This window comes from Pseudomonas sp. CDFA 610 (assembly GCF_021147865.1).
Classification (GTDB): domain Bacteria; phylum Pseudomonadota; class Gammaproteobacteria; order Pseudomonadales; family Pseudomonadaceae; genus Aquipseudomonas; species Aquipseudomonas alliivorans.
In genome coordinates this window covers 96,205-109,643 of sequence record NZ_JAGTPM010000015.1, presented here as the reverse complement: position 1 = coordinate 109,643, position 13,439 = coordinate 96,205, and the positions used below count along the sequence as shown (strand labels likewise).

The window sequence follows — 13,439 nt, the reverse complement described above, 5'->3', positions numbered from 1 at the left end:
GAACTCATGACACAGGTTTTTACAGCGCCCGTCTGTTTTCAGTCCCTGAGTGCCATTCCTGGCTCTTTTACGAAGTACATGGAGAAGTAACATGAACAGGAAAGTTATTATCGACACCGATATGGGCTGGGACGATGTCCTGTCCATTGCCTACCTGATGAAACGTCCGGATATCGACATCGTCGGCATCACGGTCACCGGCTGTGGCGAAACCGATCTGAACTGGGGCGTGATCATCGCCCGGCATCTGCTGGGCATCGGCAACCGGCTTGATGCTGTCGTTGCCTGCGGCACGGATATACCGACGGCGTATGACTACCGTTTTCCACAGGACTTCAAGAACGACATGAACGACGTCATGGGTCTGCTGGGAACGTTGAACCCTGTACAACTTCCAGTGCTTTGCGAAACGCCCGCCTGGACATTTCTGTTTGAAACAATCACGCACAGCCCGGTGCCGGTCACGATTCTTTCGCTGGGTGGCTTTACCAACATTGCAAAGATGTTGTCGCTGAGCACAAATCCGAACGACTTCGCCAACATCGACAGTATTTATGCAATGGCGGGTGCCGTTTATGTTGACGGCAACGTAGCAGGTTTGAACAATGCGAAACCTGAATGGGATCAGGGTCCGGCTTATTCCAGCAATTATTATGCAGAGTGGAATGTATTTGTGGACGCCGTGGCGGCCGACACGGTATTCGGCTCGACGCTGCCCCTCACGCTGGTGCCGCTGGACGCATGCAATCAGGTGATCCTCGACCCTGGCTACTCGAAACGAATCACCGCGACCGATCCGGTAGCGACACTGGTGCGTAAAGTGCTTGAGGCCAAGTCCGGCACGCACGCCGAAGGTAATCTGCCGGTGCCTATCTTCGACCCACTGGCGACCTTGCTGATGGCAGGTGGTATTAGCGCAACCAAAACCAATGCCGAGTATCTGTCGGTCGACACTACCCGTTCCGATCAAGACAACCACTGTGGTCAGATTATCGTCAATGACGGCGGCTCAAGGCCTGTCTCGTTCGTGACCGGCGTATCGCAAACCGCTTTCGCCAACAACTTTGCGCAAGTGATCAACCTTCCTCTGGGCTGACGGCAAGCGCCGTGCCCGATCGCACTGCACGGGCACGGCAACAGGCTGGCCCTGGCAGCCCTGAACCATGTACGACGCCCGGCAGTCAGAAGGCTACTTCACGCCCTGCTCAGGATTTCCGCATGTTCAGCCGTACTCTACTTGTCGCTGCCACCCTGACTTGCTCATCGCTCGCTTTCGCCGACGACACGCTGCGCATCGAGCGCCTGCAACGTTGTGGCGACCTGCTCGACCGCCAACAGCAGACGTTCTGTCTCAACGCAAAAGGCATGGGCAAGGGCCCGGTTGAAATCAGACTGGGCGGCAAGACCCTGCCCGACAGCGCCATCCAGCGCGACGGCGACCGTCTGCGGGTGCAGTTGAACTCTGCCGACTGGCAGAGCGGCCCGCTCTGGCTGCAACAGGGCGGTACTGGCAGCAACGCGGTCTGGCTGAGCATGGCAGGCAGTCATGTGCTGGCCGCCACACCGGATGAAGTCGCGAAAAACATGGACGGGCTGACCACCTATGTGAACCTGATCAGCCTGATCATCGAGGAGCGTTTCGACGGCCGCGAAGAAGCACAGAGGATTGCCCGGAAATTCGGCGCTACCGTCGTCGGCTCGATTGCACCGCTCAATACCTGGCAGTTGCGCTTGCCGGTAAAGAATCTGGTGGAGCGCGATGCCATGGTGCTGCGCATGGGCAGCGAGGTCAGTGTCGACGCCGTCGTCATCGAAGAATCCCAGGCCGAAGCCGCTGAAAGCGAGGCGCCGCCTTCGGACGGCAAACAGGAAAAGCCGACGCGCGAGCAATGGACCGCCAACCGTTTCATGGATGCCGTCAATTACTACCAGCGCCGGATTCCCGGCAAGGTGTCTCCCATCAAGCCGGTGCCGATTCGCATCGGTATCATCGAACGCAACGTCGACTTCGATACCCCGGACTTTGCCGATTATCGAGGCGACTGTCACAGCGGCGCACCCCGCACCTGTGTGTTTGCCCGGGACGCTCGCAGGCCTGACGGTCATGGCACCACCGTGACCGGCATTCTGGCGGCCGATACCGCAGAAGGCGGCAACACGGGTTTTCTCAGATCGCTGGACGGCGCGAGCCAGGGCTTCGATGTGATCGTGGATCGCAACTCCGACGCAGGCATCGCTGCCAACGTGGCAGCCTCGGTCAACCTGGTCGAAGACGGCGTCAGGGTGTTGAACTGGAGCTGGGGCATTCACCGGATCGGAGCGAAGAATATTCAAGGGGATGACGTTGACTCGCTGATCCGCTCGGGGCTGGCGATGTCCGGCTATGAAGAGCTGTTGGAGGAGTTCTTTCTCTGGCTGCGCGAAAAGCACCCCGATGTGCTGGTGGTGAACTCGGCAGGTAACGGGTCGTCCTTCTCGAGCACTGACGAATACCGACTGCCCTCCTCCTTCATCACGGATCAACTGCTGGTCGTGGGCGGCCATCAGCGGACCGAGCGCGATAACGTCGCCGTCGATGACCCGGCCTACGTCGAGAAGCGCGCGTCTTCAAACGTGGATATGCGCGTCGACATCATGGCATCCGCCTGTACACGGGCGTCAACGGCCAAGGCTGGCGAACAGGGCGCGGTGCATTGCGGCACTTCCTACGCTACGCCCATGGTCACGGGCATGGTGGCTGCCATGCTGTCGATCAACCCCAGGCTCACCCCCGAGCAGATCCGCATGCTGTTGCGCCGTAGCGCCATGACCATCGGCAGCAACTATGACTTCGAACCGGTGGGCGCCGACGACCTGACTGCGCCAATTTTGCCGTCCGAGCGGGAATTCAAGCTGCATGACAAGGACGTGGGTCGCTCGGCGCGCCTGGACATGCAAAAGGCTCTGGACCTTACGGTACAGAGCCTTGATCGCGTGAGATGAATTATCCGGCGGGGATCAGTTTGCAGCCACCTGATCCCGCTCAGCCTGCATGACCAGCGCCTTGAGCGAGGCATCGAACTGCTTCAGGGCGGTGACCTGCAATTCGCGCTGCTGGTCGATCTGCGCGGCGATTTCAGGGGCGGCCTTGCCCTTCACCCAGACCGAAGGCATTGCCTGACCGGTTGCGCCCTCTGCCTTGCCGATGTACTGCAGATTGGCATCGTAGAACCGGGCCAGATAACGCGCTTGCACCTGATTGTTGCGCTTGCTCACCAGTTGATTGTAAGTGTCGAGCATCACCACCACGTCAGGCCGCGCCTGCATCACCGCGTCGAGGTTGTCATAGACGGTCACCGAGGCGAACTCTTTCTTCAGAGAGCCGGTGAGCCAGTCGATGGCCAGCTTCGGGTCGGAGCTGTTGATGAAGGCGTCACGAATACGGGAATCCAGTGCAGGGTTTCGGGCAGAGCGCTGGGCAACGGCATGATAGTTGGTCAGATACTCCAGGTTACTGACCGTGTTTTCGCTGTACAGCACACCGACCGACTGCGAATGCTGAAGGCTGGCAGGGCTGTCCGCTACCGGCTGGAAATGGCAGGCCTGAGCGTCATCGAGGTGGGTGGCAGCGGAAACGGACGACGTGGCCAGGGGCGCACTGATCAAGACAGCGACAAACGTCAGCAGGTTGAAAATGTTCATCGTTCGTTTCCTTCTGTATGGAGCAAGTGGCTATGACGCCATCCTCCTCCTTTGCCGAAAAAACAGAACTTGCCTTTCTTGATGGTGACTATCGATTGAACGAATGATAGTAGACGGCCATGAACTACACGCGTCTTCGGCACAAATAACTTCAAATATTCATATCAACCTTCACCGCAGCCCGAATGGCTTCGAGCAACATCATGCAGGCCGGATTGTCATTGTCGGTCCGCCAGACCAGATGCAGCTCACTCTGCACACCCTCGCCCAGGTCGATGTCGCGAAACACCACATCCTTGAATACCACATTGGTCGCGCAGCGCGGCACCAGCGCCAGGCCCATTCCAGCGTTGACCAGCGCCAGAATGGTCAGCGACGAGCCGAGCCACTGCACATAGTCCGGGGCAACGCGGGCCGAACGAAACATCCCGGTCAGCAGCTCGTTGAACGGCGGATAGGCCGAGTGCGAGTACATCAGGAAAGGTGCGCCATCCAGATCTTCAACCGCGACCGACGAAGCCCCGGCAAGCGGATGGTTGCCCGGTACCGCGAGCACGAACGGCTCGCGCACCAGACACTCGGTCTCGTAGCCCGGTTGAAACAAAGGCGCACGCACGATGCCAAGATCGATGCGCCGCGCCCTGAGCGCTTCGTGCTGCTGATAGGTATTCATTTCGGTGAGGGATATCTTGACCTGAGGCTGATTGAGCCGCGCCTCGGCGATTACCCTGGGCAGAAATTCGTAAACCGCGCTGCCGACGAAGCTGATGGTCACCGAGCCGATATCGCCTTCAGCGAAGCGCCGGGCCGAAATGGCTGCCTGCTGGGCGCGCTCCAGCAGTGTCTGCGCCTCGAGGAAAAATGCCCGCCCTGCGGCCGTCAGCGCCACGCTGCGAGTGCTGCGCGTGAACAGTTCGACCCCCAGGTTGTGCTCGAGCAACTGGATCTGCCGGCTCAGCGGCGGCTGGGTCATGTTCAGACGTTCGGCTGCTCTTCGGAAATTCAATTCCGTGGCGACCGTGGTGAAACAGCGCAGTTGGGCCAGCTCGAACATTGATTCATTCCAGGTATCAATCAAATCAATATCTAGATTAGACGGGAATAATCCCAGCGTCCATGATCGGCTCATCCCCAAAAAAACAATGAACGGGAGTTGCCTCTTGAATACCGTCCCTCACGCTTCGGATCCCACGGTGCTTGCCCGTGCGGCCAGCAAGGTGAAGCGCCACGTGCTTCCGCTGTTCGTGGTGATGTTCATCGTAAATTACATCGACCGGGTCAACATCGGCTTTGTGCGCAGCCATCTGGAAACCGATCTGGGCATCGGCGCAGCCGCCTATGGGCTGGGCGCGGGTCTGTTTTTTGTCGGCTATGCGTTGTTTGAAGTGCCCTCCAATATGCTGCTGCAACGCTACGGCGCACGTGCCTGGCTGACCCGCATCATGTTTACCTGGGGCGCGGCCGCCATGGCCATGGCCTTCGTACAGGGTGAAACCAGCTTCTACGTGCTGCGTTTTGTGCTGGGGGCTGCCGAGGCGGGTTTCTTTCCGGGGATCATCTATTACTTCACCCAGTGGCTGCCCGCCAGTGACCGCGGCAAGGCCATGGCGCTGTTTCTGAGCGGTTCGGCCATCGCCTCGGTGATTTCCGGCCCGCTGTCCGGCGCGTTACTGGGCATCAGCGGCCTGAGCCTGCATGGCTGGCAGTGGATGTTTCTGATCGAAGGTTTTGCCTCGATTGTGCTGTGCGGTTTCGTCTGGTTCTGGCTGCAGTCGCACCCTCACGAAGCCAAATGGCTGACCGATGAAGAAAAGACCACGCTGGTCAACGCCATAGCCGAGGAGCAACGCGCTCGCGAAGCCACCCAAACCATACGGCCTTCGGTGTTCAAATTGCTGGCGGATCGGCAGATCGTGCTGTTCTGTTTCATCTACTTCTCGGTGGCCCTGACGATCTATGGCGCCACGTTCTGGCTGCCGAGCATGATTCGCAAGATGGGCAGCCTGAGCGACTTCGAGGTCGGGCTATTCAACTCGGTGCCCTGGCTGATCTCGATTGTCGCCATGTACGGCTTTGCAGCCCTGGCGGCGCGCTTCAAGCATCAGCAGGCGTGGGTCGCTGTAACACTGGTGATCGCCGCGTTCGGCATGTTCATGTCGACCACCGGCGGGCCGGTCTTCGCCTTCGTCGCCATCTGCTTTGCTGCGATCGGCTTCAAGGCAGCGTCGGCGCTGTTCTGGCCCATTCCACAGGGGTATCTGGACGCGCGCATCGCCGCCGCAGTGATTGCGCTGATCAACTCCATCGGCAACCTGGGCGGTTTCGTTGCGCCCACCGCGTTTGGCTTTCTGGAGCAGACCACCGGCTCCATTCAAGGGGGTCTTTATGGGCTGGCGGCCACCTCGCTGCTGGCGGCCATCGTGATCTTCTTTGCCCGCACCACGCCGAAAGGTGATGCGAGCCGCCCATCCAGGGCTGAGCCGGCGATATTGCACTCGAACGCCCCGCTCGGCCCCCGCTCAAGCCTCAAACCCTGATCAACCGGGAGACAGCCCTTTGAAAATCATCCGTGTCACCGTCACCCCCATCGCCTTTCGCGATCCGCCTCTGCTCAACGCCAGTGGCATACACGAACCCTTCGCGCTGCGCTCGATTATCGAAATCGAGAGCGACAACGGTTACATCGGCCTGGGCGAAAGTTATGGCGATGCTCCGGCACTGGCGATTCAGCAACAGGTACAGAACCAGTTGATCGGCCTCGACCCGTTCAACCTGAGCCAGTTACGCAGCATCGTTCAGGCCACTGTGGCTGCCCACAAGCCGGCGAGCCTGGCCGGTGCGGAACTGGCCCCCGGCTCTCACGCCAGCAAAGCCGTCAGCAACGCTTATTCGGCTTTCGAAGTGGCGTTTCTTGATCTGCAGGCACGCTCGATCAACGTGCCGCTGGTGGACCTGCTCGGTGGCGCAGTTCGCGATCAGGTGCCGTTCAGCGCTTACCTGTTCTTCAAGTACGCACAGCACGCCGACTCACCTTACGCACCGGACAGCTGGGGCGAAGCGTTGAACGAAGAGCAGATCGTGGCTCAGGCCCGGCGCATGATCGAGGCTTACGGTTTCAAGAGCATCAAGCTCAAGGCGGGCGCGCTGGAACCGGAGCATGAAGTGTCCTGTATCAAGGCGCTGAAGAAAGCCTTCCCCGGCTGCCCGCTGCGTATCGACCCCAACGGCAACTGGTCACTGGAGACCTCGATCCGCATGGCCGAATTGCTGGGCGATGATCTGCAGTACTACGAAGACCCCACGCCCGGCCTGGATGGCATGTCCGAACTGCACAAACGGACCGGCCTGCCGCTGGCGACCAACATGGTGGTCACCGACTTCGACGAATTCCGTCGCAGCGTTGCGTTGAACAGCGTGCAGATCGTACTCGCCGACCATCATTACTGGGGCGGCCTGCGCGACACCCAGGCGTTGGCGAAAATGTGCGCCACGTTCGGGCTGGGCGTGTCGATGCACTCCAACTCGCACCTGGGCATCAGCCTTATGGCCATGACCCACGTCGCCGCCTCTGTGCCCAACCTCGACTACGCCTGCGACACGCACTACCCGTGGCAGGAGCCGGACGAGGAAGTCATCAAAGGCGGCAAGTTGCCTATCGTCGACGGCTGCGTGAAGCTGACCCGCGAACCGGGCCTGGGGCTTGAACTGGACTACGACCAGCTCGGCAAGCTGAACGACCAATACCTGAGTTGCGGTATCCGCCAGCGCAATGACGTGAAGCAGATGCAGAAGTACAAGCCTGACTGGAAGGCGCTAAAGCCTCGTTATTGAGCGGCAGTCAAGTCGGACGGCCCCGTCCTCCGGGGCCTGATCACCTCAGCTGCACCACGACCTTGCCCTTGGCCCTTCCCTGCTCCACATACGCCAGTGCATCGGCGGTCTGATGGAACGCAAAAGTACGGTCCAGAATCGGCTTGATGATCCCTGCCTCGATCAATCTGGTGACTTCCTTGAGCTGAGCGCCGCTGGCCCGCATGAACACGAAGCTGTAGGCAACGCCCTGTTTGCGGGCCTTTTTGCGGATGCCGTAACTCAACAGGCGCATGACCTGCTTCAGCACCCCGTTGAGTTTCTGCTGTTCAGCAAATGCCGGGGTGGGCGGGCCGGAGATGGAAATCAGATGCCCGCCCGGTTTCAGCACGTTGAGCGACTTCTCCAGTTCGTCACTGCCCAGGCTGTTCAGCACCACGTCATAGCCCTGCAGCAGACTTTCGAACTGCTGGGTCTTGTAGTCGATCACTACATCGGCACCCAGCGCCTTGACCCACTCGACATTATGAGTGCTGGTGGTGGTTGCGACGAAGGCACCGAGGTGCTTGGCGAGCTGGATGGCAATGGTGCCGACGCCGCCTGAACCTGCGTGGATCAACACGCGCTGGCCTTTCTTCACCTTCGCGGTTTCCACCAGCACTTGCCAGGCGGTCAGCGCCACCAACGGAATGGATGCCGCCTGCACCATGGTGAGGTGTGCCGGTTTGAGCGCGACAGACTCCTCGTCCAGGCATATCAGCTCGGCGAAGCTGCCCATGCGTTCCTGCTCGGGACGCGCATACACTTCATCACCGGGCTTGAAGCCTTTGACGTCTGGCCCGACCGCCACCACGACGCCCGCCACATCGTTACCCAGCACCAGTGGCAGCTTGTAAGGCAGAATCGGTTTGAATTCGCCATTGCGGATTTTGACGTCCAGCATGTTCACGCTTGCCGCATGAATCTGGATCAACACGTCGGTTTGTCCGATGCCAGGATCGGGCCGATCGCCAATCCGACCGATTTCCTTTTTTCCATAACGGTCGATGATGAATGCTTTCATGGGTGTTCAATTCTCTTTAAATGCAAATGGCTTGGCTGCATACGTAGTGTCATTGCACGTGGTGTCTTTCACGGTGCTGAACAAACAGGAAGGCCAGTGAAAACAGTATTTCGATCGCCACCGCCGCCAGAATCCCCGGATTGGCATGCCCTGAAAGCAGTTCGAAGACGCCAAGTGCGGCGAGAGTCAGGCAGGCTGTGACAAAGCCTGCGACCAACGCCGAACGTGCAACCGAAGGCCCGGCGTCTCTGGCCAGAAAAAGCATCACGCCAACGCCCAGATACAAAGCGGCTGCGCGACGACTGACCAGCCCGGCCTCACTGGAAAAACCCACACCCCAATTCGCCAGCATCTGCGCAGGCATCAACATCCAGGCAACGGCAAGCGCCCAGAACACAATGGCGCTGGTCACCACGAGATGACGAAACTTCATGGCTGTTTACTCACATGTTGATGGCTGGCAAATGGAACGTGCGGTCTATCCAGTACGACGGCATCAGGGGGCGGTCTGATACCGTTGCGCAACCTCGGCCTGACGGATGTCGCCCAGCAGTCCCTGACGCGCCGCCTGCAGGGCATCCCAGCGCGCATCGTCACGCAGCGGAGGGATGGTGATCGGTTCGCGACGGTCAAAGCCGACCAGTGCTGCATCCACCAGGTCGTGCACTTCCATGATGTCCGGCAGGGTGTTGATGTCGATGCCGGCACGTCCCCAGATCTCGGTACGGGTTGCGGCCGGCAGCACGGCCTGTACATAAACGCCCTTTTCCGCCAGTTCCAGACTCATGCCTTGGGACAGGAACACGACGAAGGCTTTGGTGGCGCCATAAATCGACATGCCGAACTCAGGTGCAAGGCCCACAACGGAAGCGATGTTGACAATGGCGCCCTCGCCCGCCTGCACCAGCCGTGGCGCAATGGCGCTGGCCAGCCGCGTCAGCGCGGTGGTGTTGAGGGTAACCAGTTGATCGATGCTGGCAGGCGTCTGGTCCAGAAAACCACCGCTCTGCGCAACACCGGCATTATTGATGAGGACACCGATGCTGGCGTCATCGCGCAGACGTGTTTCGACAGCGGTCAGGTCTTCATTGCGGGTCAAATCAGCCTGCAGCACGTCGACGGCAACCCCGTGCTCTTCACGCAGGCGTACTGCGAGCGTTTCCATACGCGCCTTGTCGCGGGCGACCAGAACCAGATCATGACCGCGACTTGCGAAACGGTCGGCGTAGACAGCGCCAATGCCAGTGGATGCGCCGGTGATGAGAACAGAAGGAAGTGCGGTCATGTGAGTGCTCTCTTGCAGAAGAATCATTGAGGTGCCCAGAAGGTAATTGCCTGGGCCTGCCACAATGATGATGATCAGCATCTTATTCGTCAACAACTTTAATGATGGTTAACATCAATGCTATAGTGCAGGCATATTGGATCGCACAGATATAGAGGCATCTCATGAGGGTCACCAAAGCGCAGGCACAAGCGAACCGCGCCCACATTGTCGAAACGGCATCGGTGCAGTTTCGCAAGCATGGGTATGACGGGATTGGAGTGGCGGATCTGATGGCCGCTGCAGGCTTCACCCATGGCGGGTTTTACAAGCACTTCGGGTCCAAGTCCGACCTGATGGCTGAAGCGGCTGCCTGCAGCATGTCGAAAATCGTGGAGCAGTCAGCGGGCGTCAGCCCTGCGCGCTTCCTTGAGTACTACCTGAGTCGGGAACACCGCGACGACATTGCAACCGGCTGCACGATGGCCGCCCTTGGCGGCGATGCATCGCGCCAGTCCGACGACGTTAAAAACACCTTCGCCAATGGCATTGAACAGCTGCTGAACAACCTGATGCCTGACGCGGCGGCACAGCAGGACGCTGACCCCAAGGCTTCACGCTTGGCGCTGCTGGACATGCTGGCCCATGCGGTCGGCGCAGTCATGTTGTCCCGCGCCGTGCCGAACGACTCGACACTGGCAGACGACATCCTTGAAGCCTGCCGGGCAACGATGCTCGTCCAGGCTGAAAACTTGTCTGAAGACACGTCTTCCGTCAGCCAGGAAGAGGCCGGCGATTTTAAGCCGGCTGCCCGTAACGCCTGATGCATCAGGATGCGAATAGCCTGCTCAGGCACGCCAGTTTCTTTTTGTACGACTTGCGAGCCTGCAAGGCGTCTTCAAGGGTAACGGCAACAAAACGCGCCTTCTGATTGGGTTGCATCTGCCCGATCAGGTCGAGGTCGGCGCTGATTACCGTACCGATCATGGCGTAACCGCCGCCGGACACCGCGTCGCGGTGCAGCACAATGGGTTCAAGCCCGGCTGGCACCTGAATCGAGCCGATCGGATAGCAACTGTCGACAATGTTGGAGGGGTCGGAGCCAGCACCGAACGGTTGCTCGCGTGGCTGGAACGTCAGTGCCTTGCCGCCTTTGAAGCGATAGCCGATACGGTCCGCCTCGGAACCGACCGTCCAGGATTCGGAAAAAAAGCTGGTCGCCGCGTACTCCGTCAGGCGCTCGTAATACAGCCCCGGCACCACGCGCAGATACACCTCACCGCCCAGAGACTGACGCAAGGCCATCGGCAGACTCGCTCCCGCCCGGCCTTTGCCACTGGGCACGCCGATGGCCAACTGATCGTCCGCAGCCAGGCGTCGCCCTTCAAAACCGCCCAGCGCGCCCAGCGTATAGGTTGAGCGACTGCCCAGCACCAATGGCACATCAATACCGCCTGCCACGGCCACATAAGCACGAGCGCCGTCCTTGGGAAAGTCGAAACGCAGCACCTGCCCCGCTCTCACCGCGAAGGCGGTGTCGTGATGCATGTCAACGCCATCCAGCCGAGGCGTCATGTGCGCGCCACATACTGCCACCAATGCATCCTCTTGAAATTCAAGCTCGGGCCCGACGAGAGTGCATTCCAGCCCTGCAGCGCCTGGCGGGTTGCCGACCAGTTGGTTGGCAGCACTGAGCGCGTACTGGTCAAGTGCGCCGGAGGGCGGAATACCCAAATGGTAATACCCTTCGCGGCCCAGGTCCTGGACCGATGTGGCCAGTCCCGGTTTAAGTACCTTGATCATGCAAGCACCTCCTGCAGCGAAGCCGGATAACCGGCCGGATCGGCGAGAAAGCTGTCGAGAGAGAACTCGACCGGACGGATCCGCAGGTCGAAACGACCCGCGTCCACTTCGGCGACTGCGAGGTCGTAAGCCTCACGGTCAATGGGCTTGAATTGAACGATATCGCCGGGCCTGAAAAACACCATGTGCTCTTTCAGGTAAGCCAGTTGCTGCTGCGGATCGTAGATCGGGGCTGGCGTGACACCGAACATCTGATAACCACCGGCGCCGCGCACCGAATAGATACACCCAAAGCAGCCGCCGTGCCCGAGGGTCAGTTTGGGCGTGTCGGTACGCGGACGCAGGTATTTGGGAACCTGTAACTGGCGCTTGCGCTCGACCATCTGGAACATGAACGGCAGCCCGGCCACGAAACCCACCATCGACACGAACCAGGGTGCGCCACTGTGAGCGGCGATGAACGCATCGACATCGGCCAGGTTATTGATTCGCGCCGCGTACTCCAGATCTGTCGCGCTCGGGTCCTGATGACGGTCGCGAAATCGCATCAGGGTTTCATGGGTCCAGGGATCGTTGTAAAGCACCGGAATTTCGATGATTCGGGTCTTCAGGGTGCGCTCTGCGACCGCGCCGGCTTCGGCGGTTCTGACGGCATCAAGTAAGGCATGGGGCTCGATCCGGTCCGGGTCGAAACGGATCTGAAACGACGCATTGGCCAGACACACGTCCAGCACACCGTCCAGTTGCAGACGTTCCACGGCGCGGGTCACCGCCATGCCCTTGAAAAAGGCTTCCAGTGACATGCTTTCGCTGACTTCGGCAAACAGGTGTTCGTCGGCACCGAAACTGTAGCGAATCGGATCGTTCATGCCCGGCCTCCGCTGAGTTGATAGTCGGCCATGTCTGTTCCTCTTGGATGGGTTGGAGAACGGCAGGCGAACGGTAACGGGACCCGGCATCTGTGTGCCGGTGTCCTTGCATGGTCAACGGGGCGCTTTCACCAGGATACCGGCGTTGTCCAGCGCCCTGCGTGTGGCTTCGGCCAGATCCAGCGCGCCTGGCGTATCGCTGTGCAGGCAGATGGAATCGAACTCGATGGGCAGGTCTTCTTCCTCGACCGTACGCACCACGCCCTGCTGGCAGGCACGTAGCACGCGTGCGGCGACCTTCGCCGGATCGTAAGCCTGTACGTTGCGGGTAAACACGATCGAACCGCTGAGATCGTAAGCCCGGTCGGCGTAAAATTCACGAATGACCGGCTGCCCCAGCTCTTGAGCGATCCTGCAGATGACCGAGCCCGGCATGCAGTACAGCAACAGCGCCGGCTCAACACGCTGCAGATTTTCGACCAGCAGACGGGCCGCTTCCTCGTCGCGGGCCAGGTGCATGTAAAGCGCACCGTGGGGTTTAAAATGTTGCAACGTTACACCCTGGGCACGAGCGATCTCTCTCAAGGCGCCCAGTTGGTAAAGCATGTCGTCCACCAGTTCCTGCGCAGGAGCCTGAATATGGCGACGGCCGAACCCGACCAGGTCGTGAAACCCCGGATGCGCCCCGACGGCCACCCCGAGGCGTTTGGCCTGCTCGACCGTGCGACGCATGGTGCCGGGGTCGCCCGCATGAAAGCCGGTGGCCACGTTGGCAGAACTGATGAATTTCATGAGTTCGGTGTCAACACCATCACCAATGGTCCAGGAGCCGAAGCTCTCACCCATGTCCGAATTGAAATCGACTGTCCGCATGTCGCACCCTCCTGACATGAAATTGCGATCTGACTCGGACAACGTTAGATTCCTCATGACCCCTTGGGTAGATCTA

Annotated in this window: 13 protein-coding genes; 5 read left to right on the top strand and 8 right to left on the bottom strand. The window is 59.8% G+C overall.

Features of this window, described 5'->3' with window-relative positions:
• Window positions 1-91: 91 nt before the first annotated feature.
• Together KDX39_RS25015 and KDX39_RS25010 are read left to right on the top strand one after the other, a co-directional pair.
• Window positions 92-1,096 (top strand): nucleoside hydrolase, encoded by a 1,005-nt coding sequence (locus KDX39_RS25015; protein WP_231662219.1) that lies wholly within the window; start codon window positions 92-94, stop codon window positions 1,094-1,096.
• A gap of 122 nt (window positions 1,097-1,218) precedes the next feature.
• Window positions 1,219-2,982: a S8/S53 family peptidase gene (locus KDX39_RS25010; RefSeq protein WP_231662218.1), complete on the top strand. Its 1,764-nt coding sequence runs from the start codon at window positions 1,219-1,221 to the stop codon at window positions 2,980-2,982.
• Window positions 2,983-2,997: 15 nt separating this feature from the next.
• Here the strand turns inward: KDX39_RS25010 and KDX39_RS25005 are convergent, their stop codons facing one another.
• Window positions 2,998-3,681 (bottom strand): ATPase, encoded by a 684-nt coding sequence (locus tag KDX39_RS25005; protein WP_231662217.1) that lies wholly within the window; start codon window positions 3,679-3,681, stop codon window positions 2,998-3,000.
• Between the two features lie 151 nt (window positions 3,682-3,832).
• Complete coding sequence (locus KDX39_RS25000) at window positions 3,833-4,735, bottom strand: LysR substrate-binding domain-containing protein (protein WP_231662216.1); 903 nt, start codon at window positions 4,733-4,735, stop codon at window positions 3,833-3,835.
• A gap of 139 nt (window positions 4,736-4,874) precedes the next feature.
• Between KDX39_RS25000 and KDX39_RS24995 the strand changes: the two genes are divergently transcribed.
• The gene (locus tag KDX39_RS24995) at window positions 4,875-6,218 is read left to right on the top strand and encodes an MFS transporter (protein WP_231662238.1); all 1,344 of its coding nucleotides are present in this window, start codon (window positions 4,875-4,877) and stop codon (window positions 6,216-6,218) included.
• A gap of 19 nt (window positions 6,219-6,237) precedes the next feature.
• Window positions 6,238-7,512 (top strand): glucarate dehydratase family protein, encoded by a 1,275-nt coding sequence (locus KDX39_RS24990; protein WP_231662215.1) that lies wholly within the window; start codon window positions 6,238-6,240, stop codon window positions 7,510-7,512.
• 40 nt (window positions 7,513-7,552) lie between these two features.
• Here KDX39_RS24990 and KDX39_RS24985 read toward each other — a convergent pair whose 3' ends face one another.
• From KDX39_RS24985 to KDX39_RS24975, 3 genes are all read right to left on the bottom strand, one after another.
• Window positions 7,553-8,554: an NADP-dependent oxidoreductase gene (locus KDX39_RS24985; protein ID WP_231662214.1), complete on the bottom strand. Its 1,002-nt coding sequence runs from the start codon at window positions 8,552-8,554 to the stop codon at window positions 7,553-7,555.
• Between the two features lie 49 nt (window positions 8,555-8,603).
• Window positions 8,604-8,987 (bottom strand): hypothetical protein, encoded by a 384-nt coding sequence (locus KDX39_RS24980; RefSeq protein WP_231662213.1) that lies wholly within the window; start codon window positions 8,985-8,987, stop codon window positions 8,604-8,606.
• A 63-nt stretch (window positions 8,988-9,050) separates the two neighbouring features.
• The gene (locus KDX39_RS24975; protein ID WP_231662212.1) at window positions 9,051-9,839 is read right to left on the bottom strand and encodes an SDR family NAD(P)-dependent oxidoreductase; all 789 of its coding nucleotides are present in this window, start codon (window positions 9,837-9,839) and stop codon (window positions 9,051-9,053) included.
• A 164-nt stretch (window positions 9,840-10,003) separates the two neighbouring features.
• Here KDX39_RS24975 and KDX39_RS24970 point away from each other — a divergent pair, with 164 nt between their 5' ends.
• A complete protein-coding gene (locus KDX39_RS24970) occupies window positions 10,004-10,642 on the top strand; it encodes a TetR/AcrR family transcriptional regulator (RefSeq protein WP_231662211.1) in 639 nt (212 codons plus the stop codon).
• Between the two features lie 4 nt (window positions 10,643-10,646).
• Here KDX39_RS24970 and KDX39_RS24965 read toward each other — a convergent pair whose 3' ends face one another.
• From KDX39_RS24965 to KDX39_RS24955, 3 genes are all read right to left on the bottom strand, one after another.
• Window positions 10,647-11,621 carry a biotin-dependent carboxyltransferase family protein gene (locus tag KDX39_RS24965; RefSeq protein ID WP_231662210.1) on the bottom strand — a complete coding sequence of 325 codons (975 nt, stop codon included), beginning with the start codon at window positions 11,619-11,621 and terminating at the stop codon, window positions 10,647-10,649.
• The gene (locus tag KDX39_RS24960) at window positions 11,618-12,490 is read right to left on the bottom strand and encodes a 5-oxoprolinase subunit B family protein (RefSeq protein ID WP_231662209.1); all 873 of its coding nucleotides are present in this window, start codon (window positions 12,488-12,490) and stop codon (window positions 11,618-11,620) included. Before KDX39_RS24960 ends, KDX39_RS24965 begins: the two co-directional genes overlap by 4 nt.
• 114 nt (window positions 12,491-12,604) lie before the next feature.
• Complete coding sequence (locus tag KDX39_RS24955; protein WP_231662208.1) at window positions 12,605-13,363, bottom strand: 5-oxoprolinase subunit PxpA; 759 nt, start codon at window positions 13,361-13,363, stop codon at window positions 12,605-12,607.
• Window positions 13,364-13,439 lie beyond the last annotated feature (76 nt).